The organism is Pistricoccus aurantiacus (genome assembly GCF_007954585.1).
In the GTDB taxonomy this organism is placed as follows: Bacteria; Pseudomonadota; Gammaproteobacteria; order Pseudomonadales; family Halomonadaceae; genus Pistricoccus; species Pistricoccus aurantiacus.
The window spans coordinates 1,934,426-1,960,117 of record NZ_CP042382.1 but is presented as its reverse complement, the minus strand read 5'-3'; the positions used below and the strand labels follow the sequence as shown (position 1 = coordinate 1,960,117).

The 25,692-nt window shown below is 59.1% G+C and carries 28 protein-coding genes; 12 read left to right on the top strand and 16 right to left on the bottom strand.

Annotated elements, in window-relative coordinates:
* Positions 1-14: 14 nt before the first annotated feature.
* The 9 genes from surE to FGL86_RS09410 all read right to left on the bottom strand — a co-directional run bounded on the left by surE (position 15) and on the right by FGL86_RS09410 (position 8,113).
* On the bottom strand, positions 15-761 hold the full coding sequence (surE, locus tag FGL86_RS09450; protein ID WP_147184327.1) for a 5'/3'-nucleotidase SurE: 747 nt from the start codon (positions 759-761) through the stop codon (positions 15-17).
* Positions 762-845: 84 nt separating this feature from the next.
* A complete protein-coding gene (gene truD, locus FGL86_RS09445) occupies positions 846-1,880 on the bottom strand; it encodes a tRNA pseudouridine(13) synthase TruD (RefSeq protein WP_147184326.1) in 1,035 nt (344 codons plus the stop codon).
* Entirely contained in the window at positions 1,877-2,371 is a 495-nt protein-coding gene (gene ispF, locus FGL86_RS09440; protein WP_147186146.1) for a 2-C-methyl-D-erythritol 2,4-cyclodiphosphate synthase, read from the bottom strand. The genes truD and ispF overlap by 4 nt, the downstream gene beginning before the upstream one ends.
* 14 nt (positions 2,372-2,385) lie before the next feature.
* Complete coding sequence (gene ispD / locus FGL86_RS09435) at positions 2,386-3,087, bottom strand: 2-C-methyl-D-erythritol 4-phosphate cytidylyltransferase (protein ID WP_147184325.1); 702 nt, start codon at positions 3,085-3,087, stop codon at positions 2,386-2,388.
* On the bottom strand, positions 3,084-3,404 hold the full coding sequence (gene ftsB, locus FGL86_RS09430) for a cell division protein FtsB (protein ID WP_147184324.1): 321 nt from the start codon (positions 3,402-3,404) through the stop codon (positions 3,084-3,086). The genes ispD and ftsB overlap by 4 nt, the downstream gene beginning before the upstream one ends.
* A 67-nt stretch (positions 3,405-3,471) precedes the next feature.
* Positions 3,472-4,641: a GNAT family N-acetyltransferase gene (locus FGL86_RS09425; RefSeq protein WP_147184323.1), complete on the bottom strand. Its 1,170-nt coding sequence runs from the start codon at positions 4,639-4,641 to the stop codon at positions 3,472-3,474.
* 22 nt (positions 4,642-4,663) lie between these two features.
* Positions 4,664-4,951, bottom strand: a complete 288-nt coding sequence (locus FGL86_RS09420; protein WP_147184322.1) for a hypothetical protein — start codon at positions 4,949-4,951, stop codon at positions 4,664-4,666.
* Positions 4,952-5,211: 260 nt separating this feature from the next.
* On the bottom strand, positions 5,212-5,949 hold the full coding sequence (locus FGL86_RS09415; RefSeq protein WP_147184321.1) for a ribonucleoside-diphosphate reductase: 738 nt from the start codon (positions 5,947-5,949) through the stop codon (positions 5,212-5,214).
* Between the two features lie 55 nt (positions 5,950-6,004).
* Positions 6,005-8,113, bottom strand: coding sequence for an adenosylcobalamin-dependent ribonucleoside-diphosphate reductase (locus FGL86_RS09410; protein WP_147184320.1), 2,109 nt, complete (start codon positions 8,111-8,113; stop codon positions 6,005-6,007).
* A 306-nt stretch (positions 8,114-8,419) separates the two neighbouring features.
* On the opposite strand from FGL86_RS09410, the gene fdxA reads away from it, so the two are divergent.
* From fdxA to FGL86_RS09385, 5 genes are all read left to right on the top strand, one after another.
* A complete protein-coding gene (gene fdxA, locus FGL86_RS09405) occupies positions 8,420-8,743 on the top strand; it encodes a ferredoxin FdxA (protein ID WP_147184319.1) in 324 nt (107 codons plus the stop codon).
* A 72-nt stretch (positions 8,744-8,815) separates the two neighbouring features.
* The gene (locus tag FGL86_RS09400; RefSeq protein ID WP_147184318.1) at positions 8,816-9,424 is read left to right on the top strand and encodes a hemerythrin domain-containing protein; all 609 of its coding nucleotides are present in this window, start codon (positions 8,816-8,818) and stop codon (positions 9,422-9,424) included.
* 221 nt (positions 9,425-9,645) lie between these two features.
* Positions 9,646-10,128, top strand: a complete 483-nt coding sequence (locus FGL86_RS09395; protein ID WP_186764367.1) for a DUF4870 family protein — start codon at positions 9,646-9,648, stop codon at positions 10,126-10,128.
* Positions 10,121-10,747: a cytochrome c oxidase subunit 3 family protein gene (locus tag FGL86_RS09390; protein WP_246131583.1), complete on the top strand. Its 627-nt coding sequence runs from the start codon at positions 10,121-10,123 to the stop codon at positions 10,745-10,747. The genes FGL86_RS09395 and FGL86_RS09390 overlap by 8 nt, the downstream gene beginning before the upstream one ends.
* 81 nt (positions 10,748-10,828) lie before the next feature.
* Entirely contained in the window at positions 10,829-11,131 is a 303-nt protein-coding gene (locus FGL86_RS09385; protein WP_147184317.1) for a cytochrome C oxidase subunit IV family protein, read from the top strand.
* A 1-nt stretch (position 11,132) separates the two neighbouring features.
* On the opposite strand, the gene FGL86_RS09380 is transcribed toward FGL86_RS09385, so the two are convergent.
* From FGL86_RS09380 to FGL86_RS09360, 5 genes are all read right to left on the bottom strand, one after another.
* Positions 11,133-11,318: a hypothetical protein gene (locus tag FGL86_RS09380; RefSeq protein ID WP_147184316.1), complete on the bottom strand. Its 186-nt coding sequence runs from the start codon at positions 11,316-11,318 to the stop codon at positions 11,133-11,135.
* A 12-nt stretch (positions 11,319-11,330) separates the two neighbouring features.
* Positions 11,331-13,268, bottom strand: coding sequence for a nitric oxide reductase activation protein NorD (locus FGL86_RS09375; RefSeq protein WP_246131582.1), 1,938 nt, complete (start codon positions 13,266-13,268; stop codon positions 11,331-11,333).
* 15 nt (positions 13,269-13,283) lie between these two features.
* The gene (locus FGL86_RS09370) at positions 13,284-14,111 is read right to left on the bottom strand and encodes a CbbQ/NirQ/NorQ/GpvN family protein (RefSeq protein WP_147184315.1); all 828 of its coding nucleotides are present in this window, start codon (positions 14,109-14,111) and stop codon (positions 13,284-13,286) included.
* 76 nt (positions 14,112-14,187) lie between these two features.
* Entirely contained in the window at positions 14,188-15,546 is a 1,359-nt protein-coding gene (locus tag FGL86_RS09365; protein WP_147184314.1) for a cbb3-type cytochrome c oxidase subunit I, read from the bottom strand.
* A 45-nt stretch (positions 15,547-15,591) separates the two neighbouring features.
* Entirely contained in the window at positions 15,592-16,044 is a 453-nt protein-coding gene (locus FGL86_RS09360) for a c-type cytochrome (RefSeq protein ID WP_147184313.1), read from the bottom strand.
* Positions 16,045-16,362: 318 nt separating this feature from the next.
* On the opposite strand from FGL86_RS09360, the gene FGL86_RS09355 reads away from it, so the two are divergent.
* From FGL86_RS09355 to FGL86_RS09325, 7 genes are all read left to right on the top strand, one after another.
* On the top strand, positions 16,363-16,683 hold the full coding sequence (locus tag FGL86_RS09355) for a c-type cytochrome (protein WP_147184312.1): 321 nt from the start codon (positions 16,363-16,365) through the stop codon (positions 16,681-16,683).
* Positions 16,684-16,905: 222 nt separating this feature from the next.
* Complete coding sequence (gene nosR, locus FGL86_RS09350) at positions 16,906-19,080, top strand: transcriptional regulator NosR (protein ID WP_147184311.1); 2,175 nt, start codon at positions 16,906-16,908, stop codon at positions 19,078-19,080.
* 3 nt (positions 19,081-19,083) lie between these two features.
* Positions 19,084-20,970, top strand: a complete 1,887-nt coding sequence (nosZ, locus tag FGL86_RS09345; RefSeq protein ID WP_147184310.1) for a TAT-dependent nitrous-oxide reductase — start codon at positions 19,084-19,086, stop codon at positions 20,968-20,970.
* Positions 20,971-21,025: 55 nt separating this feature from the next.
* Positions 21,026-22,315 carry a nitrous oxide reductase family maturation protein NosD gene (locus FGL86_RS09340; protein WP_147184309.1) on the top strand — a complete coding sequence of 430 codons (1,290 nt, stop codon included), beginning with the start codon at positions 21,026-21,028 and terminating at the stop codon, positions 22,313-22,315.
* A complete protein-coding gene (locus FGL86_RS09335) occupies positions 22,312-23,259 on the top strand; it encodes an ABC transporter ATP-binding protein (RefSeq protein ID WP_147184308.1) in 948 nt (315 codons plus the stop codon). The genes FGL86_RS09340 and FGL86_RS09335 overlap by 4 nt, the downstream gene beginning before the upstream one ends.
* Positions 23,256-24,080: an ABC transporter permease gene (locus FGL86_RS09330; RefSeq protein WP_147184307.1), complete on the top strand. Its 825-nt coding sequence runs from the start codon at positions 23,256-23,258 to the stop codon at positions 24,078-24,080. Before FGL86_RS09335 ends, FGL86_RS09330 begins: the two co-directional genes overlap by 4 nt.
* A gap of 20 nt (positions 24,081-24,100) precedes the next feature.
* Positions 24,101-24,619, top strand: coding sequence for a nitrous oxide reductase accessory protein NosL (locus FGL86_RS09325; RefSeq protein WP_147184306.1), 519 nt, complete (start codon positions 24,101-24,103; stop codon positions 24,617-24,619).
* A gap of 90 nt (positions 24,620-24,709) precedes the next feature.
* Here FGL86_RS09325 and FGL86_RS09320 read toward each other — a convergent pair whose 3' ends face one another.
* Together FGL86_RS09320 and FGL86_RS09315 are read right to left on the bottom strand one after the other, a co-directional pair.
* Positions 24,710-25,129 (bottom strand): CBS domain-containing protein, encoded by a 420-nt coding sequence (locus FGL86_RS09320; protein ID WP_147184305.1) that lies wholly within the window; start codon positions 25,127-25,129, stop codon positions 24,710-24,712.
* Positions 25,130-25,167: 38 nt separating this feature from the next.
* On the bottom strand, positions 25,168-25,677 hold the full coding sequence (locus tag FGL86_RS09315; protein ID WP_147184304.1) for a ferritin-like domain-containing protein: 510 nt from the start codon (positions 25,675-25,677) through the stop codon (positions 25,168-25,170).
* Between the last annotated feature and the right edge of the window lie 15 nt (positions 25,678-25,692).

The following is a 25,692-nucleotide window of genomic DNA, read 5'->3' as shown; positions in this document are numbered from 1 at the left end:
CGACGCCTTGAAGCTCACGTGAGTGCATCCAACCAACCCTGAACGTCGTGCAGTGCCGCATGACGGGTCAAATCTGTCTGCAGCGGAGTAATCGAGACGAACCCGGCTTCTATCGCCGCGAAATCCGTATCCGGTCCATCGTCCGCGTTGCGGCTCACCGGGGCGATCCAGTAACGGTCCTGGCCCCGCGGGTCCTGTACTTGTAACGGCTTGGACGCCGGTCCACGATAGCCAAGACGAGTGACCTTGAACCCGCGAATCTCGGACCAAGGCCGATCCGGCACGTTGACATTGAGCAGACTGCGAGGAGGTAGCGACAGCGATTCCGCTGCGCCCACCAGACTGGCGGCGACACGCCCCGCGGTCTCGAAGTAGCGCCGGCCTACCAGGGACATGGCGATCGCCGACATTCCCAGGTTGCGCCCTTCCATGGCCGCCGCCACCGTGCCGGAGTACAGAACGTCGTCTCCCAGGTTGCCCCCATGATTGATACCGGAAATCACCAGATCCGGGCGCTCTTCCCAGACACCGTTGACCCCTAGATAAACACAGTCCGCCGGGGTGCCGTCTACGCTGTAGAACCCATTGCTTCTATCCGTCAAGGCCAGGGGGCGATCAAGGGTCAGGGAATTGCTGGCACCGCTCCTGTCCCGATCCGGCGCCACCACTCGAAGCCGGCCGTAAGGCAGCAGGGCTTCATAGAGTGCACGAAGCCCAGGCGCATGTACGCCGTCATCGTTGGATAGCAATAATCTACGCATTATTTTCCTCGAAACATTCGCTTATCGTCCCATGGTTCTCACCTGGAAAATCCATGGAACCTATCCTTATCATGGAATCTACCTTTATAGGGTCGGATGCTCCATCAGTTCCCTCAGCACCGCCGTGGCGAACCCCCCTCTAGGCAGTTGGAAGGTCAACCGCAGTCCTCCCGCCTCGCGCTGCAGCGCCGCACCACTCACGCGCATCCGAAGCGCGCGGCGTGCCATGCGCACGCCGGCCTTTTCCAGCCCTGCGGTCAGTTTTGTGTGACGAGTCGCCAAAGCCTGCTCGATTTCCACCGCTGCATCACGAGTCGCAAGCCCGCCGGTTCCCCATAGTACCCCACTAGGATGCACATCGAAGTGCCTTGCGCGGGACAGCAGTTCCTCGTCGATCCGTTCCGCCAGAAAATGGCTCGCGCTGCCTTCTAGCATCAGCATGTCGCCGGGGATGGGCCTGTCCCAGCAAGCCTGACGGATACGGTCTGCCAGCAACTCGTTGAACAGGTAGCTGCGCGCCGCGGAAAGCAGCAATCCCTGAGGGTCGTCCCGCTTGCGCCAGCCGCGCTGAAGAAGCGTCGTCGCCCGCGCCAGGTTACGTCCCTGAGCACCGAAGCGCTGCGGCCCGAAATAATTGGGTACGCCCCGTTCCAGAACGCGCTGCCAGCGGGTTTCCAACGCCGAATCCTCCGTCGCTTGTCCGCCAAGGCGCAGCTCGAAGCGGTTGGCACGATGTACGCCGCGCTTCAATTTACGCGGATGACGACCCTGGGCCAACAGGTTGATCGACGCCGCCTGCAGACGCTCGTTGATATCCGCCGGGGCCTCTTGTCCGGGCAGGTGCACCGACAGCCACTGCCGGGTCACCGCCTGGCGATCCTTCATGCCGGAAAAGCCGATATCCCGAGGCCTGACACTACAGATGTCCGCGACTCGCTTGGCAAGCGCCAGGGTGGTGAGATCGCGCTTTTCCACCCACAGCCAGAGATGCTCCCCCTGGCCTTCGGGTTCGAACCCCAGGCATTCCTCGACGTAAAAGTCGTCGGCGCTCAAGCGATAGTCGCCGACAGGCAAGGGCTCGGTGGACAGCGCCCGCGGCCAGAGGGGCGGCCAACTCATTCCGATACCTGGCCCCTGTCATGACGCGCCAGCAGCACTACCGCCTCCGCGGCGACACCTTCCCCGCGCCCGACGAAACCGAGTTTTTCGGTAGTCGTCGCCTTGACGTTGACGCAGCCTTCTTCGACCTGCAGTAGCGCCGTCAAGGTCTCGATCATTGAAGGAATATGCGGCGCCATCCTGGGTTGCTGCGCCATCAGGGTAGCGTCCAGGTTGACAAGCGCGAAGCCGGCTTCCTTTACCAATGTATAAACCCGGCGGAGTAGATCCTGGCTATCCGCACCGGCCCAGGCCGGATCCGTATCGGGAAAATGACGGCCGATATCCCCCAGGGCACAGGCGCCCAGCAGCGCATCGCAGACCGCGTGCAGCAGCACATCGCCATCGGAGTGAGCGACAAAACCCTGTTCAAAGGCGATCCGCAAGCCGCCGATCATCAAATGATCCCCGGGGCCGAAGCGATGTACGTCGAAGCCGTGACCGATTCGCAGCGTCATATCCGTGTCTATCCTCTTTCGTTTTCGCGCTGAGCGGCGAGAATGTGTCTCGCCAGCGGCAGATCTTCCGGTCGGGTGATCTTGAGGTTGTCCCGCCGGCCGGTTACCAGCCGTGGCGACAACCCGAGCGCTTCCACCGCGGATGCCTCGTCGGTCACGTTGTCGGAGGAGGATGCATGCCCCAGCGCCTTTTTCAACAGGCCGTAGCGAAACCCCTGGGGGGTCAGCGCATGCCAGAGACGTTCGCGGCTTTCGGTATGCCGAATTCGCCCCGTGTCGCTCGCCCGCTTCATGGTATCCGCCGCCGGCACGGCGAGTAACGCCCCTACCGGTTCGTCCTCGAGCGCGGCCTGCAGCGCGAGTAGATCCTCGCGGGTCACGCAGGGCCGCGCCACATCGTGCACCAGCACCCAATCATCCTCATCGGCTTCTCCAGCGATTGACTGCAAGGCGTTACGCACCGAGTCGACGCGCTCGAGGCCACCGGTCACTCGGCGCCATTGGGTAAAAGGCACCCAGACCGGGTCGAACCAGGGGTCTCCCTCCGTCAGACAAAGGCACAGGCAGGATTCGGGAAATGCCTGATAGAGGCGCGCCAAGGTATGCGCAAGCACCGGTCGGCCCTCCAGTTCGAGATACTGTTTAGGACGATCCGCCTGCATGCGGTTGCCCTGCCCCGCCGCCGGCACGATCAACCAGAGTCGACTCATGGTGTATTTCTCGAGGCAACTGCTTGGCGGGACGCCCCTTTCGCGACGTCCGGCACCCAGTAGAACTGCTCGTCCTCGCGAATCATGCCAAGATGACTGCGGGCGCGCTCCTCGATCGCATCCAGGCCAGTCTTGAGATCCACCACCTCCGCCGCCAGGCGCTGGTTACGCGCGCGCATGGGCTGATTTTCCGCTTCGAGCGCATCGACGCGAGCATGAATCTGCCCTAACTCCTTTAATCCTCCTTCGCCGAACCAGAGGCGATACTGCAGGAGCGCGACCAGAACGACCAGTACAACAGCCAGCCACTTGAACATGAAGACATCCTGCCAATGAATTAGCACTTTCTTTAGCAAATTTTTAGCGTCAAATCGATGCGTATCTTTATGGTTTATCGCGAGACCGCTGATCATCACGAAACGGCAATGCCTGTCGCGCTTGTTGGCGATACGCTTCGAGATGCCGTCGCTCTTCCTCGCAAAAACGCGCCACCCCCGCTTCGAGTCGAGCATCGGCGATGTAATGCAGGGATCGCAGTTTACGCGGTGCGAAGCCCCGCGTCAGCTTGTGCTCTCCTTGGGTACCCGGATCGAAACAGGTCAAACCGTTGTTCAGGCAGTGCTCGATTCCCTGGTAGTAGCAGGCCTCGAAATGCAGGCAATCCGCCATGACCTCGCTGCCCCAGTAGCGTCCGTAGAGCGTGCGATTGCCCTGCAGGCACAGCGCCGCGGCGATCGGCCGCCGGTCAAGATAGGCTCGCACCAGCACCAGGTTTTCCGCCATGTTCTCGAGAAGATGCTGAAAGAACGCGAAGTTCAGGTAGCCTTGCCTGCCGCGTTCCAGATAGGTGATCTGGTAGCAGCGATAGAAGTGCTCCAGGGCCTGGTGGTCGATTTCGTCACCTGTCAACCGCTCGAGACGAATGCCCTGTTCCGCCACGCGGCGTCGTTCCCGGCGGATTTCCTTGCGTCGGCGCGAGGTCATGGTGGCAAGAAATCCGTCGAAGTCGCCGAATCCAGCGTCCTGCCATTGAAATTGAACTCCGTCACGAGAAATCAGATTGGGGCGGGCCCGCTGCCAGGCATCGACTTCAGCCTCCTCCGCGAAAAGCAGGTGCCAGCTCGAAAGTCCGCCTCGCTCCCAGCTTGCCGCCACGGTTTTCATGGCGCTATCGATGGGGATATGGGGCGCCAGTGACAGGCGAGGACCCGGTGCTGGAGTGAAGGGAATAGCGGTCAGTGCCTTGGGATAATAACGACCGCCGGCTCGTTCCCAGGCATCTGCCCAAGCCCAGTCGAAGACATATTCACCACTGGAATGGGTCTTGAGATAGCAGGGCATCACGCCGACCAGGGTTTCCGCCTGCCATAGCCCTAGATGACAAGTTGTCCAGCCGGTCTCAGGCGTTGCCGCACCGCTGGCTTCCAGGGCATGCAGGAACTCATGGCGCAGAAAAGGATAATCGTCATCCACGAGAGAATTCCAAGCGTCTCGAGAGAGCTCGGCAATGGAGGAGACTTGCCTGACGATTAATGAAACATTCAATGGGGTGATAATTTACCGAATGATTCGAGGCTCAATGACGACCGGCGCTGGCGACGATGGGAGCCATTTCTGCCTTTTCGAAGGAATCCATCGAAGAACAAGGCGCCGATTTCGATCTTTCACTGGCGGCGATCAAGGCGTCCAGTTCCTCGAGGCTCAAATCCACCCATTCGATGCCGGAGTTGCCCGCCCAGCGTATCAACAGCGCCGGAGAACGACGCGTATGATTGATTCCCAGAATGGTCCCTTGACGGTCCCGCTGATGATCCCGTAGCTGTAACCCCAGGAGGCGATGCACGCCTACTACATCGTCATTCATTATGGTGATACCAATAATTGTTGAATTATGAAAACTGGCCGATCCATTCAATTCTACAGCTTAGCAGCCGTTTGGCTACAATAAAGGAGCAATGACGCAAACCAAGTTTGCCAATATCAAATGGCTCCCTTTGATTATCGACCAATTAACGAAAAACAGTAATCCTACATGATTAAATACTCGAATTTTAGTAAAGGATATTATTGAGTAGGTCGCTTTAACGATAAAACTGCGGTAGCGACTTGTGACGCCTGATTGCCTTAGCCGCACTTCGACCAGCCGCAGCCCGCATAACAAGTCGGACAGCCGTCCATCATGATCAACTCGCCGCGACACTCCGGACAATGACCCACCACCGCCGGACCATCGCTTTCCGACCCCGATATCTGACCGCTGGCGGGGGCTTCCGGCTCCGAGGGCTGCCAGCTGTAGCCATGGCTCATACGGCTGGCATAGCGCTCCACCAGATCTTCTGCCGGCACTTGATTGCCGTCGCCATCGACAAAACCGCGGCGATAGAGAATCTGCTGAAGCGACCAGGCGATGGCGGCGACTTCAGAATCGTGAAACATGGGTTTGTCGAAACGGTTCATGCCACAGCGCACCAGGCCCTTGTCCCAGGCGACCTTACGCAGATCCTTGAGTGCCTGGGTGACGTAGCCACCCCGGGCGGCCAAGGACAGGCTGCGCATGGTGGCGGTGATCCACTGGTGTTCGCTGGAAAGCTGCCCGGAGGGAAAGAAGAACTCCACCGGGCGCTCGATCACCACGCGCTTGCCGCCAAGTACGCCCTCCACCGGCATGAAGGCCACCAGCACATAGACCTTGCGGCGCCCTTCCGCTCCCACGTAGGAGATCTTTTCCGATACCGCTTCCAAGGTGCCCTCCGGTCGGGAAGGAATACGTACCGTCAGCGGATTCTCTTCCGCCAGAGGGATTTCCTGTTCCGGCTGCTTGACACGATAACCGACAATTTTCGAGGTGATTTCGACCGACATGACAAGACTCCTAAGATGATGAACTCATGAATAATGAATCAACTGACTCGCGTCGTTACCATTTCCCATAGGTTCCCTCTTTCAGAGCGTCATACAGATTGGCGGCGGTATGCTCCTCGCCGTCGTAGATCACCGTGTCATCGCCGGCAAGCTCCAGGCTTTCGCCGTTTTCCAGTTCGAATACATAGGTAGTGTTCTTGAGATCGTCCTCGCGAATCAACACCCCCTGAAAGGCCTCCGGATTGAAGCGGAAGGTCGTGCAACCCTTGAGCCGGCTGTCATAGGCATCCAGGTAGAGATGCTGGAAATCCTCGTAGGGGAAGTCCGTGGGCACGTTGACGGTCTTGGAAATCGCCGAATCGACCCAGTTTTGTGCTGCCGCCTGGATCGCCACGTGCTGTTTCGGCGTGACGGAATCCGCGGTGACGAAATAGTCCGGCAGATCGCTTTCCACCGCGTCCGCGGCGATGAAATGACGATAGGCGGCCAGTTCGAAGGACACTACCTCCACCTGCTCCTTGGTCTTCTTTCCCGCCTGAATGATATTGCGATAGTAGCGGTGGGAAAACGACGGTTCGATGCCGTTGGACGCATTGTTACCCAGCGACAGCGAGATGGTGCCCGTGGGCGCGATCGACGAATGATGAGTGAAGCGCGCGCCGTGTTCCGCCAGGGCGGCCACCAGTTCCGGCTCCACCTTGGCGATCTTCTGCATATAGTGGCTATAGCGGGCGTGCAGAATGCGTCCGGGCACCTTGTCACCGATCTCGTAACCGTCCTTGGCCAGCTGCGGGCGCGAGCGCATCATCTTCGGCGTGATTTCGATCTCTTCAGCAAGAATCGGCGCCATGCCTTTTTCCCGAGAAAGCGCGAGCGCCTGTCTCCAACCTTCGATGGCAAGGGTACGGCTGACCTCTTCGGTAAACTCGAGAGAATCCTCGCTGCCATAGGGAATTTTCAGCATGGTCAGAGTCGAACCCAGCCCCAGAAAACCCATGCCGTGGCGACGCTTGGCTTCCAGCTCCCGGCGCTGGCCTTCCAGAGGCAAGCCGGCGATTTCCACCACGTTGTCCAGCATGCGGGTGAAGATCGCCACCACCTGACGGAAACGCTCCCAGTCGAAGCGTGGCTTGTCGCCGAATGGCTCGATCACGAAGCGCGTCAGATTGACCGACCCCAGCAGGCAAGCGCCTTCCGGCGGCAACGGCTGTTCTCCGCAGGGGTTGGTGGCGCGGATTTCCTCGCAGAACCAGTTGTTGTTCATGCGATTGACCTGGTCGATCAGGATAAAGCCCGGTTCCGCGTAGTCGTAGGTGGAGCGCATGATGCGCTCCCAGAGCTCCCGGGCCTTGACGGTACGTACCACGCGACAGGCCACCCGATCCTGATCGTCGAGACTGTAGCCGTTCTTGATCGGCCAGTCGCGATAGATCACTTCGTCCTGGCTGACGTCATCCTTTTCACCCTGATGCAGGGGAAACGCCAGGGGCCAGTCCGCGTCCTGCTTGACCGCTTCGATGAACTCATCGGTAATCAGCAGGCTAAGATTGAACTGACGCAGCCGTCCGGCCTCCCGCTTGGCCTCGATGAACGCCTCCACGTCCGGATGACCGATGTCGAAGGTCGCCATTTGTGCCCCGCGCCGTCCGCCAGCGGAGGCGACGGTAAAGCACATCTTGTCGTAGATATCCATGAACGCCAGAGGGCCGTTGGTGCCCGCCCCGGCGCCGAACACAAAGGCGCCCTTGTGGCGCAGGGTAGAAAAGTCATAGCCGATACCGCAACCGGCTTTCAGCGTCATACCCGCGTCCACCACGCTATCGAGGATATCGTGCATGGAATCCTCTATGGTGCGAGAGACGGTGCAGTTGATCAGGCTAACCGCGGGCTTGTAATCTTCCGCCCCGGCGTTGGAAAGAATACGCCCGGCGGGAATAGCCCCGTTTTCCAGCGCCCAGCGAAATTTCGGCAGCCACTGCTCCGCCTGCTTTCCCTCCACTTCCGCCAACGCCTTGGCGACCCGCTCGAAGGTGGCGGAGACGTCCGCGTCCACCGGGTGCTGATGGCGATCCTTGAGCCGATACTTGGCATCCCAGATGTCTCGAGAAGGGGCCTGCAGCGGTACCTCGTTGGAGGTGTTGGTCACCGAAGTGGACGTGCTCATGGGGGAGTCTCCAAAAACAGGGCGTTGTCTGAAAAAAGCGCTTCATGGTGGCGCAAGTGTCGATAAAAGGTTTTGACCTGAGTCAGTCAGGTGCCTATTGACTGCGGCGACTATACAACATATAGACAATCGCTCTCTATAATTCACCACATCTATGCATTTTTATTTTCCGATGCGTCGATATCCAGGAACAGAGCAATCGTGATTTGGCTACGAAATTCAAGAGACAAGCCAAATTTTATTGGCGCGAATCAATCTCATCTATTAAGATGCATTTATAATGCATCTTAATAGGAGGCGTCTGATATGGCCTTCGTGGTGACCGAAAACTGCATCAAATGCAAATACACGGATTGCGTGGAAGTCTGCCCCGTGGACTGCTTCTACGAGGGGCCCAATTTCCTGGTGATCCATCCGGACGAGTGTATCGACTGTGCGCTGTGTGAACCGGAATGCCCGGCAGAGGCGATTTTCGCCGAGGACGAGCTTCCCGACTCCCAGCGCCAGTTTATCGCTCTGAATGCGGAACTGGCGGAGAAATGGCCGGTTATCACCGAGAAAAAGGACCCACCGGAGGATGCCGAGGAATGGGATGGCAAGCCCGGCAAACTCGCGCATCTGAAACGTTGATCGACCGCATTTTCCATCCTGGCTTCTAGACCTGGAAAGACGGAAAAAGCGATCCACGATCAGGAGACGATCATGTCCACTTCACTGTTGCGTTACCTGCAAGGCGATCATCAGCGCTACGACGGTCTGCTGTGCATCGCCGAGCGACAGTTACACGGCGCCCGCTGTGGCGACACGCCGGATTTCGCTCTGTTGCGGGATATCTTTCACTACCTGGCCCATCATCCGGACCGACTGCATCATGCTTTCGAGGATCGCCTGTTCGAGCGACTCGGTGAACGCTTCCCGGAAGATCGCCCTTATCTGGATACACTACAGGATCAGCATCGGCGAATCGCCACCTATGGCGGCGAGCTATACGCCAAGTTTCGTTCGATTGCCGCTGGCGAGGTGGATCCGGAACTTGACCTGAATACCATGAACCTGGTCCAAGCCTATAGCGAGCTTTACCATGCCCACCTGCGCTGCGAGGAAACCCGCATCTTCCCCCATCTAGTCAAGTGGCTGGAAGACAAGGATTGGCAGGAAATGATGGCGTCAATCCTGCAGGACACGCCCATCGCGGATGCGGAAGAAGCCGTGGAATTTGAAGCCCTGCGCGAGCGAATTGCCGCGAATCGTACCGGCCTATGGCTGAGCGATGAAGAACGCGCCAGTTTCTGTCCACTATGCTCGGCTTGAGGCGACACGCCTGGCCAAGTCTTGCAGGCCTCGACCACCACATCCCTCTTGACAACCCGCCCAAGCGGCGGGTTTTGCCAATTGGAATATGGCAGCAGACCACTGCAAACTTGTGCTGACAATCAGGAACACCCCCTGTTAAGATATATAGAAAATACATCTTTACTCACGATAGTCTTTTTTATTCACGACAGTCTTTCCCTGATGGGGAGGAGAACACGATGATTTCCAGCATGCCACCGGCAGGCAAGCACAGAGCGGACGAGGACGCTCGCCAATACGACGACGCGCAATTCGCCGCCGCCAAGGTCGAATCCCCGGGGCGCAAGGCCGCCATTCTGGTCTATGCTCTGTATCTAGGAAGTATCATGGCGGTAGTCACCGCGCCCATTGGTGTGGCAATTGCCCACTTCAAGCTCAAGCGCAGCGCGGACTGGGTTCGCACCCATCTAAGCTTTCAGATCCGCACCTTCTGGTTCGGTGTCATGGGCGGATTCGTCGGGCTGGGGATGTGGCAAGTGCTGGGCAGTGCCGAGGCGCCTTCCTGGCAGGCCTGGACCTTTGGCTATCTGCTGTTCACCGTCTACATGATCTGGATGATCGGCCGCTGCGCCGTGGGCATCTTGCGTTTGACCTCCAACCGCCCTATCGCCAACCCGCGAAGCCTGGGATTCGGTGGCGCCAGGATCACCCTCGATGACTGAGCAGCGCAACGCCGGAGGCGTCGGCTCCCTGGATGAGATGCCGGCTTCCCCAAAGGGGCCGCAGGTTGCGACGGACAGTTGGGGGCCGCTTTCTTCGCTGCCGGGCAATCCCTTGATGTGGGTGCTGATCCTCAGCGAAATGCTGGTGTTCGCCGCCTTCTTCGGGGTTTACGTCTGGATGCGTGCTGGGGATCAGACACTCTACGATGCCTCCCAGCAACTACTCGACCCGGTGGCCGGTGGCGTCAATACCCTGGTGCTGCTGACCAGTGGCCTGTTCGCTGCTCTAGCCATCGAAGCGGTGGCACGCGGGTATATCAAGCGCTGTCGTCAATGGCTGCTGGCCACCATGTCACTCGGCGTGGTGTTCTGCGTGATCAAGGTGCTGGAATACGCCGACAAGTTCAGCGCCGGCATCACCCCAGACACCAATACCTTCTTTACCTTCTATTATCTGCTGACCGGTTTTCATTTCGCCCATGTGATATTCGGGTTGGGTGTTCTGGCCCTGGTCAGCTGGCGAACCTCTCTGGAAAACGTGGAAACTGCCACCGCTTTCTGGCACATGGTGGACTTGATCTGGATTCTGCTTTATCCGCTGATCTATTTATTGCGCTAATGGCTTCTTATTGCGCTGATGGCTCCTTAATTACGCTGATGGCTCCTGTTATTACGCCGACGGTCCCTTGCTGAGGTAAGCATGCACAAAACATTGCCTGGCGCCCGACGTCTGATCATCACCTGGGGCATCCTCATGGGCTTGACCCTGATTTCGATGCTTTCCGCCCAGCTGTTCGAGACCGGCTGGCAGGCGCTGCCGCTCTGGGGGGCGCTGCTGATATTGATCAGCACCGGCTTCAAGGCGCATCAGGTATTGATGGTCTACCTCAACCTGCGCACCTCCACCCCCGGCTGGAAAGGCGCTTTCGTCGGCCTGGCGCTGCTGACGCTGGCGCTTATCCTCTCGGGTTATCTCGCGGCGCGCTATCAACTGCTGGGCTGAATCATCCGGCCCGCGCCCACTCTTCCAACCGCCTCGCCACCTTCATCAGCCCGTAGACGATAAAAGGCGCGGGGAAGATCATCGCCACACCCCAATCCTGGGTATTGATGATCCAGGCCACCGGAAGCACCACTGCGAGAAAGATCAAACCGCCAATCAGAAGCGCAATGACCGCCCGTGGGTTCATCTTTATCCCTCCTCAACTGGCGACGATCTGCCGATAGATTCCCGGCAACGCCAAGGATAGATGTTCAGGCTTGTTGACGATGGCGAAACCGCCCCGCCCGAACAGATAGGGTATGTATTGACGCGCTTCTTGATCGATGGTGACGCCGAAAACCCGCACCTCCTGTCGACGCGCGTCGAGAATCGCACGGCGCGTATCCTCGATGCCGTAGCGCCCTTCGTAATAATCCGTGTCGTTGGGCTTACCGTCTGTCAGCACCAAAAGCAGGCGATGGCGATTGTGGCGTTTAGCCAACTCGCTGCTGACATGACGAATGGCCGGTCCCATGCGGGTGTAGTGTCCTGGCCGCAGGGCAGCGATACGCCGCGATACGCGGTCGTTCATGGGTTCCTCGAACTCCTTCAGGGTGTTGACCCAGACCTTCTGGCGCCGGTGGGAGGTAAAGCAGTGAATCGCATAGTCGTCACCGCAGCGCGATAGGCCATGGCCCAGCACCAGCAGGGCTTCCTTCTCTACATCCAGCACCCGGCGGTCCTCGAGCCAGGCATCCGTGGAGAGCGAAATATCCACCAGGATCGATACCGCCAGGTCGCGAGCCTGCTTGCGGGTGGCGACATACAACCGGTCGTTGCTTTCTCCGGTGGCGGCCAGATCGCAATGAGCGCGAATTACCGCATCCATGTCCAGCTCGCTGCCATCGAGCTGACCGCGAAGCAGTTCCCGGCGCGGTCGCAGCGCCTCGAACTCCCGGCGCACTCGACGAATACGCCGTCGGGTAGCATCGTCCGGCGTCCAGTCCTCGCCCTCCTCGCTTTGCAGATCGGTATGCACGACACAGTGATCCGGCAGATAGATCTGCTTGCGATGGTTCCACTCCGGGTAGGTATGCCTGCCTTTCAGACGCTCGCCGATCGCGTCTTCCGGCGCCAGATCCAGGTCTATCTTGAGCTGGGACGCCGCCCGCTGCTGGTGGGGGCTCAGCGTGATCTCGTCGATCTCCTCGGCGACCTTGCGAGCGTCCTCATCTTCCTCGTCGTCCACCATGCGATTGAGATTGACCATCTCGGCGAAGGACAGCATTTTCTCGAACCGGTTGAAAATCAGTGAATCCTGGCGCTCGCTCTGATCCTGACGTCGACGTTCCGCCTTGCGCTTGCCCTCGCTTACCGCCTCCGCCTTGGAGTTGACGAGCTCTTCATCGCCTTCCGGGCGGGCCTCGCCCTGCACGCCGAGCCTGACCACCTGCCCCCAGAGCGGCACCGGCAGAAAAGGCCGATAGTCACGAGGCGCGCGAAATTCCTCGAGATCGTCTCGCGAGCTTTCCGCCGCCTGTAAAAGTCTGGCAGCCTCGCCTTCAAGTGATGCCTCGCTGCCCAGCAAACGGAGAATGACTTTTTCCAGAGCAGCCTCCTGAGCCGGCAGTCGACGCTTGGGCCGGACGCTCAGCAGCGCCTGACATAGCCGACGATAACGCTCCTTCAGCCCGGGAAAGTGCGCCAGCACCGCATCTCGAGCGCGCAGCGCTTCCCGCAGCGTGGCGATATCCTGACGCAGCGGATCCTGATGAGAAGCGGGTTGGCTGGCAAGCGCCAGAAAGGCCACCAGCCAGAAGTACAGATCGCGGTTGAGGGACACCTCGGGAAACAGCTCGAGCTTGGGCGGCAGCAGCAGGTTTTCCTCGTCGCGACGGGCCACGTCGAGAATTTCCTCGTCGAAGCCCAGGCGCTGGCGCAGGCTCAGCCGGTGGCGAGAACCGCGAGCAGCGATAGCCGCCACCTCGACACCCCTCTCACCACCGCTGGCACGAAAGAACACGTCCAGCACGCCGCGCAGTTCTTCCAGACGCACCGCCGCCTCGGGATGGCGAGGATAGCTCACCGCCCCGGACGCCCAGCGGTGCCAGTGGCGACCGACGAACTCCTCGACCTCGAGGAAATCCAGCATGCTCATGAGTGTCTGCCCTCGCTATTCGCCGAAGGTCGCCTTGATGGCTTCCAGCAATCCTTCCTGTACATCTTCATCGTCGCTCAACGGTTCCACCAGGGTCGCCTGGGCGGCCTGCAGGATCGGCATGCCCGCAGCGATCAAGGTGGCGCAGTAGACCAGAAGGCGAGTGGAAACGCCCTCTTCCAGGTCCTGGCCTTTCATGTCCCGCAGCCGAGCGGCAAGGTTGACCAGGGCGCTGCAGCGCTCCGGGGCCAGGCCACTTTCCCGAGCGACCACCTCTCGCTCCACCGTCGGCGGCGGAAAGCCGAAGGTCTTGGCGACGAAACGCTGACGGGTGCTGGGCTTGAGCGACTTGAGGATATGCTGATAACCCGGGTTGTAGGAGATCACCAGCATGAAGTCATCCGGTGCCTCCAGCAGTTCGCCGGTACGCTCCAGCGGCAGCAGGCGGCGGTCGTCAGTCAGCGGATGCAAGACTACGGTGACGTCCTTGCGCGCTTCCACCACCTCATCGAGATAGCAGATACCCCCCTCGCGCACGGCGCGGGTCAAGGGACCATCCACCCAGCGAGTCTCGCCGCCCTGCAGCAGATAGCGCCCGGTCAGGTCGGCGGCGGTCAGGTCGTCGTGACAGGAAACCGTGAACAGCGATTTGCCGAGTTTCGCCGCCATATGGCTGACGAAACGGGTCTTGCCGCAGCCGGTGGGGCCTTTCAGCAGTAGCGGCAGGCGTTGCCGATAGGCGTGCTCGAAGAGTTCACACTCGTTGTCCACGGGTTGATAGAAAGGGAGCTCTCGCTGATTCTCGGCGATGGATTCAACGGAGCTGGCGCCAGTCGGCGACATAGGATACTCCAGATAGGAAAAACCACATCAAGAAAGGAAAACCCAGGGCCTGCGAAGGCCCTGGGTCGTTGACGGTTTAGACCGTTGGTCCGGTATTGGCGGCCAGCTGCGGGCCACCGGCGGGGACCTGCTCCTTCACCTTGCCGAAAATGGAGTAGAGGAACAGTACCGCGGCGATGGCCACCGCGACGCCCGCGCCCAGGCGCATCCAGTAGAACAGTGCCAGCTGGTCCTGCACTTCCATGTAGTTCATGCCCAGCACCCGCTGCAGGTGAGTCTGCACCACGCCCGCGAAGGTCAGCGTGAAGGTCATGAACGCCATGGCGCCGGTCATCATCCAGAAGCTCCACATGTTCATGACCTGATTGTAAGGCTGAACCCGGCGCAGTTGTGGCATGGCGTAGGTAATCACCGCTAGCACCATCATCACGTAGGCGCCATAGAAGGCCAGGTGGCCGTGAGCGGCGGTGACCTGAGTGCCATGACTGTAGTAGTTGACGAAAGACAGGGTATGCATGAAGCCCCAGACCCCGGCACCGAAGAAGGCGGTGGCGGCGCTACCCAGGGTCCACAGCATGGCGGACTTGTTGGGATGGTTGCGGCGTCCCTTCCAGAACATCATGAAGGCGAACATCACCATGGCGAAGAACGGCAATACCTCGAGGGTAGAGAAGATGCTGCCGATGGGCTGCCAGTAGCCCGGCGCACCGATCCAGTAGTAGTGGTGACCGGTGCCCAGTAGCCCGGAGAACAGTGCCAGACCGATGATCACATAGAGCCACTTCTCGATGACTTCCCGATCGACACCGGTCATCTTGATCAGCAAATAGGCCAACAGGGAGGCCATGATCAGTTCCCATACGCCTTCGACCCAGATATGCACGACCCACCACCAGTACAGCTTGTCCAGGGCCAGGTTGCTTGGATTGAAGAAAGCGAACAGCCAGAATACCGCAGCCAGCCACAGACCCAGCATCAGAACCATGTTGATCGCGGTCTTGCGGCCTTTCAGCAATGTCATGCTGGTATTGTAGAGGAACATCAGAAAGGAAATCGTGATCAGCACCTTGACCCAGAAAGGCTGCTCGAGAAATTCCCGGCCCTCATGAATGCCGAACTGATAGCTGACCAGCGCCCCCACGCCGGCGATCACGAAGATGCCTAGCTGGATATAGGCGATCAACGGACTATGAGTCTCGCGCTCCGCCTCTTCCGGCATCAGGAAGTAGGTGCAACCCATGAAGCCGATCAACAACCAGACGATCAGCAGGTTGGTATGGCTCATGCGGATGATATTGAAGGGCATAGCCACTTCCAGGAAATTCGGCAGCACATAGACCGTCGCCGCCAGCAGACCGAAGACGATCTGCAGCGCGAACAGCAGCATGGCCACCGCAAAGAAGGGATAGGCTATCCGTTGCGTTTCATATTTCATTGATAGGATGCTCCTGATGGTCTCGAACTCTTGGAAGCCATTCGATCAACCGGCCCGGGTGGGCGGCCAATCCTGGGTATTGATGGAATCGGTCCAGCGGAAGAAATCGACCAGAGCATCAAGCTCTTCTTCGCTGAGATCGAAATTGGGCATCTGACGACGTCCCGGCACGCCCAGAGGCTGCGCCTGGATCCAGCCTTTCAGGCCGGCCCGCGCTGCTTCGGGGTTTTCTCGTCCTCCGTAGCGGTGCCAGACGTTGCCCAGCTCCGGTGCGAAATAGGCCCCCTCGCCTATCAGGCTATGGCAGTTGATGCAGCTGTTTTCTTCCCACACTTCCTTGCCGTGCTTGACGGATTCCGTCAAACCCTCGCTATCCGTCGACTCCGTGACCATGTACCAGTGGCTGTGCGCCGTCAGGGCTGCGAACAGCAGAAAGAAAAATAGCGACCCGCCAAAAAATATATTGCGGGCCGCGGATTTAGTGAGTCCTTCGGCCATGGGTTTTCTCCTCTATGAAGCGCTCACGGGATTGGCACTAGACCGACCTATTCTTACCGAGCCAGGCCTAAATATGCATCAAAAATACATGTTAAGATTAATCCACAAGTGAATTGGCGGTCAATTGGTCATGTTCGGTTTTCGCTTGGAAATCGCCGCCATGGCGGGGTTTATCGCATAAGCATGACTTACATCAAGTAACATGGCGCTTGCTCCTCTCCTTCGGTTATGATCTCTTGTGACGGGCCGATGAATAGCCTAGGCTTTTTTGGCAAAAGTCTCTAATGTGGCAATAAAAAAGTATTTGTGAGGAAGACTATGAAAAAAATCGTGACTGCTATCGCCTTGCTCGGCTGCGCCAGCTTCGCCGTCACCGCCCAGGCAGCGGGAGACGCAGAGGCCGGTGCCAAAAAAATCGCGGTATGCGTGGCTTGCCACGGCAAGGACGGCAAGGCTACGGCGCCCATCTACCCCAATCTGGCGGGGCAATCTGCTCAGTACCTGGAAAGCTCCTTGAAAGCCTACAAGGCCGGTGAACGCGGCGGCGGCATGGCCGCGATGATGACCCCGCAGGCGCAAAACCTTTCCGACGAGGATATCGCCGATCTCGCGGCCTATTATTCCTCTCAGGAGCCCTGAACCCAATCAGGCGGTCGCCGGCAGCCCTTTTCAAGGACGCCTGGTCTGAAAGCGGCGCCGGCCAATCGAGCCTTCCTGCAAGCCTGCCTCACGGCAGGCTTTATCAAATTCGCCAATTATTGACGCGGGTCAATGCCATCTGTTAGCCATCTATTATTATAAAGATATATTTTGAATGTATCTTACTGTTCGCTTTTCTACCTTCGGTTTAAAAGATTCGCCATGATCCCCACGACTCGCTCCGCTCTTTCTTCTTCGCTAGCTGCCAGGATATTTGCGCTATTCTTCTTGATTTGCCTGACCCTGCCCGCTCAAGCCTTCGAGTTCAGCCATGTCGAGGAGGACCTGCTGAACCAGGTCAGGCAGGGATTTCCCCAGGCTGACCGCCTGACCGAGGCGGAGGGCGAGCTGCCGGTACAAAAAGTCATGGCCGGCGAGGAACTGCTGGGCTATGTGTTCGAAACCGCCGACATCGCGCCGATTCCCGCCTATTCCGGCAAGCCGGTCGACATGCTGGTGGGTATCGATCCCACGGGCCAGCTGACCCTGGCAAAGGTGCTCAAGCATTCCGAGCCTATCATGCTGGTGGGCATTCCCGAGGAAAAACTGCAGGATTTCGCCAGCGCCCACACCAACTTCAGCGTCAGGGACAACCCCAAGATCGGCGACAACCTGGATGCGATTTCCGGCGCCACGGTGACGGTGATCGTGGTCAACGACACCATCATGCGCTCCGCCCGACAGGTCGCCGCGAGCCTCGGCATCATAGAAGACCCTTCCGCCCAGCCCGCGGCCACGGTCAAGCAGGACGTCTTCAACGAGGCGGACTGGGAAACCCTGACCGGCGACGGCAGCATTCGTCATCTGCATCTTACCCATGGGGAAGTGGACGAGGCTTTTGTCGGCACCGCAGCGGAAAACTACATGCGCGGCACGCCGCAACCTGAAGACAAGACCTTCATCGATCTTTATTACACTTACCTCAACGCGCCGACCATCGGTCGCAATCTGCTAGGAGAATCCCGCTATAACGCCTTGATGGAGAGCCTCGAGCCCGGCGAACACGCCGTTGCCCTAATGGCTAACGGCGACTACTCCTTCAAGGGCTCCGGCTATGTGCGCGGCGGCATCTTCGATCGCATCGAGATCACTCAGGGCGGTCGCACCATCACCTTCCACGATCTGGATCATCAGCGAGTGGGCAGCTTCAGCCTCGACGGCATGCCGCGCATGACGGAGAAGGATATCTTCATCATCCGCGAAGCGGCGAACTTCGACCCGGGCCGCCCCTGGCAGCTGGATCTGCTGGTGCGCCGCGCTTCCGGTCCGCTGGATACGGAATTCACCCGCTTCAGCGCGGACTACAGCATTCCGGACGCCTACGTCGAGCGCCCGGAACCGGTGGTGGAAAGGCCTATCTGGGTACAGGTGTGGTACGACAAGGCTTTCCAGATCGCCGTTCTCGGGGCAGGGCTTCTGGTACTCACCGGGGTAATGATGTTCCAGGACGTGCTGGTGCGCCATCCACGCATTCTCACTCCGCTGCGTATCGGCTTTCTGTGCTACACCCTGTTCTTTATCGGCTGGTACGCTTTGGCTCAGCTCTCGGTGGTCAACATCCTGACCTTCACCCACTCGCTGATCACCGACTTCAGTTGGACCTCGTTTCTGATCGACCCGATGATGTTTATCCTATGGGGATTCGTCGCGGTCAGCCTGCTGCTTTGGGGGCGTGGCGTCTACTGCGGCTGGCTGTGTCCCTTCGGCGCCCTGCAGGATCTGGTCAACAAGGCGGCGCGCAAGCTCAAGGTCAAGCAGATCGAGATTCCCTTCGGCGTGCACGAACGGCTCTGGGCAATCAAGTACATCATCCTGCTGGTGCTGTTCGCCGTCTCCTTGAATTCCTTGGGCTCCGCTGAGAAACTTGCCGAGGTGGAACCCTTCAAGACCGCCATCACCCTGCGCTTCCAGCGAGACTGGCCCTTTGTGCTCTATGCCCTTGGCCTGGTGGTGATCTCGGTGTTCAATCACAAGTTCTACTGTCGCTATGTCTGCCCGCTGGGGGCCGGCCTGGCGATTCCGTCCCGGCTGAGGCTGTTCGACTGGCTCAAGCGCCACCGCGGCAGCTGCGGCACGCCGTGTCAGATCTGCGCCCAGGAATGTGAGGTCAAGGCCATTCATCCGGACGGGCGCATCAACGCCAACGAGTGTCATTACTGCCTGGACTGTCAGGTCCTGTACTGGGACGATCAGCGCTGCCCGCCCATGGTCAAACGGCGCAAGCGCTTCGAGAAGGCCGCTCGGGTTTCCGGGAAAGGCCCTCAATCCTTTGACCCCGCGACAGCCGGCGCCCAGGGCGCCACGCTGCAACGTATCCCCGCTCACCAAGAGGAATAACCCATGAGCAACGATAAACCCAAGGAAATCAAGGATCTCGGTCGTCGCCACTTCCTGCGTAATACCAGCATGGCCGGTGTCGCCGGCGCGGGCCTGGCCGGCGGCTTCGGCAGCGCCGCGGCGCTTCTGCAAAGCCAGAAGGCCCGGGCGGCCAGCGAAAGCGGTGAGGTCACCATCGCGCCGGGAGAACTCGACGAATACTACGGTTTCTGGAGCGGTGGCCAGTCCGGCGAGGTGCGCGTTCTTGGCGTGCCCTCCATGCGCGAGCTGATGCGCATTCCGGTGTTCAATATCGACGGCGCCACCGGCTGGGGGCTGACCAATGAATCCAAGGCGGTGCTCGGCGAGTCGATCAAGTACCCTAACGGTGACGCCCACCACCCCCATATCTCCATGACCGACGGTCGTTACGACGGCAAGTATCTGTTCATCAACGACAAGGCGAATACCCGGGTAGCGCGTATTCGTCTGGACATCATGAAGACGGACAAGATCACCGTTATTCCGAACGTTCAGGCCATCCACGGTCTGCGTCTGCAGAAGGTGCCGCATACCAAGTACGTGTTCGCCAACGCGGAATACTTCATTCCCCATCCCAACGATGGCAGCAACATGGAGGACACCAAGAACCACTACACCATGTTCAACGCCCTGGATGCGGAGAGCATGGAGGTCGCCTGGCAGGTGATCGTCGACGGCAACCTGGACAACACGGACGCGGACTACACCGGCCGTTTCGTCGCCTCCACCTGCTACAACTCGGAAAAAGGCATCACCCTGGCGGATACCATGCGCGAGGAGCGGGACTGGGTAACGGTGTTCGACGTGGAAGCCATCGAGAAGGCGGTGGAAGCCGGCGACTACGAGACCCTGGGGGATTCCAAGGTGCCGGTGGTAGACGGTCGCCATGGCTCCAAGCTGACCCGCTATGTTCCCGTGCCCAAGAACCCCCACGGCCTGAACACCTCGCCGGATGGCAAGTACTTCATCGCCAACGGCAAGCTTTCTCCCACCTGTTCGGTTATCGCCATCGACAAGCTGCCGGACGTGTTCGCCGACAAGATCGAGCCCCGGGACGCGGTGGTCGGCGAGCCGGAACTGGGCCTGGGGCCGCTGCACACCACCTTCGACGGTCGCGGCAACGCCTATACCACGCTGTTCATCGACAGCCAGGTGGCCAAGTGGAACATCGAGGACGCCATCAAGAGCTACAACGGCGAGGACGTCAACTATCTGCGCCAGAAGATCGACGTGCACTATCAGCCGGGCCATAACCACGCCAGCCTGACAGAGACCAGAGACGCAGACGGCAAGTGGCTGGTGGTGCTGTCCAAGTTCTCCAAGGACCGCTTCCTGCCGGTGGGTCCATTGCGCCCGGAGAACGATCAGTTGATCGATATCTCCGGCGAGGAAATGAAGCTCGTTCACGACGGTCCCGCTTTCGCCGAGCCTCACGACTGCATCCTGCTGCGTGCCGATCAGCTCAGCCCGCGCAAGCTGTGGGATCGCGAGGATCCGTTCTTCGCCGAGACCCGCGAGCGGGCCAAGGCCGACGGCATCGACCTGATGATGGATAACAAGGTCATCCGCGACGGCAACCAGGTGCGAGTCTACATGACCTCGGTGGCGCCGCAGTACAACCTGACCGAGTTCAAGGTCAAGCAGGGCGACGAGGTCACCGTGACTGTCACCAACCTGGACCAGATCGAGGATTTGACTCACGGCTTCTGCATGGTCAACCATGGCGTCGCCATGGAAATCTCGCCGCAGCAGACTTCCAGCGTGACCTTCACCGCAGACAAGCCCGGGGTGCACTGGTACTACTGCAACTGGTTCTGCCACGCGATGCATATGGAGATGGTGGGGCGGATGCTGGTCGAGCCCGCATAAAGAGAAATAGGCCGGAGCATGCTCCGGCCTTTCACTTCATTGGCTCAGGAACGCCATGCGCTACTGTGTTTTAAGCCTTCTACTCCTTACCTTTTTTATCCCAGGCTGGGCGGCGGAGTATCGAGCCAGCTCCAATGAGCCATTGCAGGCTCAGATCGAGCGCACCGATCCCGGGGATCGTCTGATCCTTGCCCCCGGGCGTTATATTGGATCCATCACTATCACTCATCCCCTGGACATTCGCGGCGATGACCAGGCAGTAATCGACGGCCAGGGCCAAGGCCACGCAGTTACCGTCGATGCGCCAAAGGTGACGCTTCAAGGCCTGGAAATCGTCAACTGGGGCAAGAATCTCACCGAGCTGGATGCCGGCATCTTCGTCACCGAGAGTGCCAGCGACAGCGTGATTCGCGACAATCGTCTCGAAGGCCCGGGCTTCGGTATCTGGCTGGACGCGGTCAAGAATGTCCGGGTCATCGACAACGTCATCCGCGGCGATACCTCGGTACGCTCTCAGGATCGCGGCAACGGCGTTCATCTGTTCAACGTGCGCAACGTGCGGGTTGAAGGCAACGATATCGCCCGTACCCGGGACGGTATCTACATCGACAACAGCAGCCAGAGCTTTCTGAACCGTAACGAACTTCATGAGCTTCGCTACGGTATCCACTACATGTATGCCTATGACAATCATCTGGAAGGCAACCTGACCTTTGATACCCGTACCGGCTACGCGCTGATGCAGTCCAAGCGCCTGACGGTGCTGGACAACCGCTCTGTCAACGACGAAAACTACGGCATCTTGATGAACAACATCACCGGCTCCAGGCTGGCAGGCAATCGTATTGAAGGCGTGCGCCAGCCGGTGAACGCCCGGGGCGAGGGCAAGATCACCGGCGGCGACGGCAAGGCCATTTTCGTCTACAACTCCCAGTTCAACGAATTCCTCGACAACCGCTTCGCCGAGAGCGATATCGGTATTCACCTGACCGCCGGCTCGGAGGATAACGTCGTGCTGGGCAACGCCTTCGTCGACAACCGTCAGCAGGTCAAGTACGTTGCCACCCGCACCCAGCAGTGGTCCCAGGAGGGTCGCGGCAATTACTGGAGCGACTATCTCGGCTGGGATCTGGACAACGACGCCATCGGCGATACCCCCTATGAACCCAACGACGCCATGGACCGGCTGCTGTGGCGCTTTCCGGCAGCGCGCCTCTTGATGCACAGTCCGGCGGTACTGGCGCTGCGCTGGGTGCAGCGGCAATTCCCGGTCTTCCGCTCGGAAGGCATCACTGACCAGGCCCCGTTGATGATCGATCCCACCGCCAAGGAGAATTCGGCATGACGCCAGTGATCGCGTTCGATCGGGTGACCAAGCGCTACGGTGACAGCAAGAGCCTGGATGCGCTCGATCTCCAGGTACCGCCGGGAGAAGTGCTGGCGCTGCTCGGGCACAACGGCGCCGGCAAGACCACGGCGATGAAACTGATTCTCGGCCTGATCGTTCCCAGCGAAGGCGAAGTTCGCGTCTTCGGCAGCTCGCCCCAAAACGCGGAGGCCAGCCAGCTTCGTCACCGGCTGGGCTTTCTGCCGGAAAACGTCGGCTTCTACGAACAGCTCAGCGGCCGCGAGGTGCTGGATTACTTCGCCCGGCTCAAGCGGACGGATCGCCGCCAGATCGACGGGCTGCTGGAGCAGGTCGGCCTGGGCGCGGCGGCGAATCGTCGGGTCAAGACCTACTCCAAAGGCATGCGCCAGCGCCTCGGTCTTGCTCAGGCGCTGCTGGGTGAACCGCAGCTTCTGCTGCTCGACGAGCCCACCACCGGCCTCGACCCGGCCGCCACCCGAGACTTCTACACCACGATCGAAGCCTTGAGAGCGCGCGGCTGCACGGTGCTGCTCTCCTCCCACGTGCTGCCGGGGGTCGAGCCTTACATCGACCGCGCCCTGATTCTCGGCGCCGGACGACGCCTGGCCCTGGGCAGTATCGACGAGTTACGCCAACAGGCGGCGCTGCCGCTGACCATTCGCGTCAAGGGGGATTGGACCGCCCGGGCGCCGAGCGTACCTGAAGCGGAAGGTACGCCATCCGGCTTGAATGGTCATGCTCAAGAATTTCGTATCTCGCCGGCGCACAAGATGACAGTACTGCGGCGGCTTTCCCAAACGCCGGAAGTGGAAGATATCGAATTGCTACCGCCGACATTGGAACATCTCTACACGCATTTTTCCGCCACGCTTTCCGATACTCATTCCGGCACGACCCTGCCAGCAGGAGACCAGTCATGAGCGCTATCCTGACCGTTGCCGGCAAGGAATTTCGGGACGGCCTGCGCAACCGCTGGGTGCTGGCCATTGCCCTGGTGCTGGCGATCATGGCGGTGGGTATCGCCTACTTCGGCGCCGCCGCCAGCGGCGGAATCGGTTTCACGTCGCTGGCCACCACCGTGGTCAGCCTTTCCACCCTGGCGGTGTTTCTGATTCCTTTGATCGCGCTCCTGTTGGCCTATGACGCTATCGTCGGCGAGCAGGAAGCCGGCACGTTGCTTTTATTGATGACCTATCCGCTCAGTCGCTCGGCACTGCTGCTGGGCAAGTTTCTTGGCCACGGGCTGATTCTCGGCGTGGCGACGCTTCTTGGATTTGGCATTGCAGGTGTCGCCATCTTTATCGGCGCCGCCGAGGTCGATCCAATGGAGCTGGTCAGCAGTCTGGGTCTGCTGATCCTGAGCAGTATTCTGCTGGGCTGGGTCTTCATTGCCTTTGCTTATCTGATCAGCGTCTGGGTCAGCGAAAAGGCTCGGGCCGGCGGCCTGGCACTGATCGTCTGGTTCCTGTTCGTGCTGGTGTTCGACCTGGCCCTGCTCGCGCTGCTGGTCGGCGCGACCCAGGGCGGCGACTGGCTGCCCTACCTGCTGCTGCTCAACCCCACGGACTGTTTTCGCCTGATCAACCTGGCGGGGCTGGAAGCCGCCCAGGCCTATTCCGGCCTGACGGCACTGGCCAAGGAAAGCGCCTTTCAGCCCGGCTGGCTGCTCTTGCTGCTGGTAGGCTGGATCGTCGTTCCCCTGGGCCTGGCGTTGCTGAAATTTCGCCGCCGCTCCGTTTGATCCTTTATCGGGAGACCCTTATGCGTCGCTTTTCTCTGCTTGCCTGGTGCTGCATCGCCCTGCTCGGCTTTTTTCTCCTGGGCTGCGACGACACCGCCGAGCCCACCGCCCTGGCGGCGCCGGAACCCATCGTCGCGGAAGACACCTGCCATGTCTGCGGCATGACCATCGTCCAGTTCCCCGGCCCCAAGGGCGAAGCCTTCCTGAAGGGCAACGCCCAGGCACTCAAGTTCTGCTCCACCCTGGAGCTTTTCACCTTCCTGCAGCAGCCGGAAAACCAGACGCAGCTAAGTCACGCCTACGTTCACGACATGGGACAGACGCCCTGGGCCTCCCCCTCGGACGACGCCTTTATTCGCGCCGTGGATGCCTGGTACGTGGTCGGCCACGGCCAGCGTGGCGCCATGGGCCACACCTTGGCACCCTTCGCCGAACAAGCCGAAGCGCAAGCCTTTATCGACGAGCACGGCGGCGAGATGATTCGCCTTGAAGAAATTGACCTGCCGCTCTTGGGCAAGCTGGGGCGTGGTGAACTTTAAGGTAAAAGTGCATAAAAAAGCCGATCGGTCAACGTAACTGATCGGCCAAAAGCTGGCGCTGGTACTTTAGCGCCCAGCACGGGGATGTTCTTAGTAATGCTTACTACAATTGGCGATTTCCCTAGTGAGATCGTCGTCTTGGCACTGATTGGCGATATCCCCAAGGGTCACTACGCCCACCAGGTTCTTGTCACTTTCATTGTCGAGCACCACAAAACGCTGAACCTTCTGCTCCTGCATATTCTTTAAAGCATCTTTCACATCGGCATCTTCAAACGTATAAAGCACTTCCGTGGTTGCAATGGAGCTGGCTTTCTCGTCCAAATCCTTACCCTGGGCAACCGCCTGGATGGTGATATCGCGATCGGTCAAGGTGCCGATAATCTTGTCATCTTGCACAAGCGGCTCGAAGCCCGAGTTATTCTGGCGCATACGTTCGGCGACCTCACGTATCGTAGCGTCCGCATCCAGATATTCAGGCCGCTGGGTCATCACGTCCTTAATTTTCATAATAAAACTCCTTTCGTAGCGTTTTTTATAATTTTTGTTTACCGTTTAGAACTTTCTTGGGGATGCATATCCCGCTCGAAATACTCATCAATAGTTTGAGGAGCATGTTGTTCGAGCCAGGCTGCCATTGCCTCTTCTTCCGCTAGTATTTCTTCACATATACGCTTTGTCTCGCTATCGCCTACTTTTTCAGCCGTAGCGATAAGCGCTTTGTACGAAGCAATCTCCATATGCTCAAAAGCATAGCTTGCAATACAACCCTTAACAATTTCGTCACTGCTAAAAACACCCCCAACAGCTTGCGCCATTGCAGCCATTTTCCCCGTGGCATCCTTAGTAAAGGAAGTGCTTTTATCGTAACGCTCAATACAACTTTCGACTCTTTTACTTTGTGATCGTGTTTGGTCCAGGTGCTGCTCGATACGCTGTCTAATTTGTGGGTAATTCTCGATGCGGCTAGCTTGAGACTTTAGCATTTGTTCTGCTTGTTGCTCCATGGCATGCGCATCACGCAACCATTCTAATAAATGCTTTTCCACTGTTTCCATGTGCTATTACTCCAC

Bases quoted from the DNA above. Each gene is read 5' to 3' on its own strand.
- surE (WP_147184327.1), bottom strand. From the start codon at position 761: ATGCGTAGATTATTGCTATCCAACGATGACGGCGTACATGCGCCTGGG.
- truD (WP_147184326.1), bottom strand. From the start codon at position 1,880: ATGAGTTGGCCGCCCCTCTGGCCGCGGGCGCTGTCCACCGAGCCCTTG.
- ispD (WP_147184325.1), bottom strand. From the start codon at position 3,087: ATGAGTCGACTCTGGTTGATCGTGCCGGCGGCGGGGCAGGGCAACCGC.
- ftsB (WP_147184324.1), bottom strand. From the start codon at position 3,404: ATGTTCAAGTGGCTGGCTGTTGTACTGGTCGTTCTGGTCGCGCTCCTG.
- FGL86_RS09420 (WP_147184322.1), bottom strand. From the start codon at position 4,951: ATGAATGACGATGTAGTAGGCGTGCATCGCCTCCTGGGGTTACAGCTA.
- FGL86_RS09415 (WP_147184321.1), bottom strand. From the start codon at position 5,949: ATGTCGGTCGAAATCACCTCGAAAATTGTCGGTTATCGTGTCAAGCAG.
- FGL86_RS09410 (WP_147184320.1), bottom strand. From the start codon at position 8,113: ATGAGCACGTCCACTTCGGTGACCAACACCTCCAACGAGGTACCGCTG.
- fdxA (WP_147184319.1), top strand. From the start codon at position 8,420: ATGGCCTTCGTGGTGACCGAAAACTGCATCAAATGCAAATACACGGAT.
- FGL86_RS09400 (WP_147184318.1), top strand. From the start codon at position 8,816: ATGTCCACTTCACTGTTGCGTTACCTGCAAGGCGATCATCAGCGCTAC.
- FGL86_RS09395 (WP_186764367.1), top strand. From the start codon at position 9,646: ATGATTTCCAGCATGCCACCGGCAGGCAAGCACAGAGCGGACGAGGAC.
- FGL86_RS09390 (WP_246131583.1), top strand. From the start codon at position 10,121: ATGACTGAGCAGCGCAACGCCGGAGGCGTCGGCTCCCTGGATGAGATG.
- FGL86_RS09385 (WP_147184317.1), top strand. From the start codon at position 10,829: ATGCACAAAACATTGCCTGGCGCCCGACGTCTGATCATCACCTGGGGC.
- FGL86_RS09380 (WP_147184316.1), bottom strand. From the start codon at position 11,318: ATGAACCCACGGGCGGTCATTGCGCTTCTGATTGGCGGTTTGATCTTT.
- FGL86_RS09375 (WP_246131582.1), bottom strand. From the start codon at position 13,268: ATGAGCATGCTGGATTTCCTCGAGGTCGAGGAGTTCGTCGGTCGCCAC.
- FGL86_RS09370 (WP_147184315.1), bottom strand. From the start codon at position 14,111: ATGTCGCCGACTGGCGCCAGCTCCGTTGAATCCATCGCCGAGAATCAG.
- FGL86_RS09365 (WP_147184314.1), bottom strand. From the start codon at position 15,546: ATGAAATATGAAACGCAACGGATAGCCTATCCCTTCTTTGCGGTGGCC.
- FGL86_RS09360 (WP_147184313.1), bottom strand. From the start codon at position 16,044: ATGGCCGAAGGACTCACTAAATCCGCGGCCCGCAATATATTTTTTGGC.
- FGL86_RS09355 (WP_147184312.1), top strand. From the start codon at position 16,363: ATGAAAAAAATCGTGACTGCTATCGCCTTGCTCGGCTGCGCCAGCTTC.
- nosR (WP_147184311.1), top strand. From the start codon at position 16,906: ATGATCCCCACGACTCGCTCCGCTCTTTCTTCTTCGCTAGCTGCCAGG.
- nosZ (WP_147184310.1), top strand. From the start codon at position 19,084: ATGAGCAACGATAAACCCAAGGAAATCAAGGATCTCGGTCGTCGCCAC.
- FGL86_RS09340 (WP_147184309.1), top strand. From the start codon at position 21,026: ATGCGCTACTGTGTTTTAAGCCTTCTACTCCTTACCTTTTTTATCCCA.
- FGL86_RS09335 (WP_147184308.1), top strand. From the start codon at position 22,312: ATGACGCCAGTGATCGCGTTCGATCGGGTGACCAAGCGCTACGGTGAC.
- FGL86_RS09330 (WP_147184307.1), top strand. From the start codon at position 23,256: ATGAGCGCTATCCTGACCGTTGCCGGCAAGGAATTTCGGGACGGCCTG.
- FGL86_RS09325 (WP_147184306.1), top strand. From the start codon at position 24,101: ATGCGTCGCTTTTCTCTGCTTGCCTGGTGCTGCATCGCCCTGCTCGGC.
- FGL86_RS09320 (WP_147184305.1), bottom strand. From the start codon at position 25,129: ATGAAAATTAAGGACGTGATGACCCAGCGGCCTGAATATCTGGATGCG.
- FGL86_RS09315 (WP_147184304.1), bottom strand. From the start codon at position 25,677: ATGGAAACAGTGGAAAAGCATTTATTAGAATGGTTGCGTGATGCGCAT.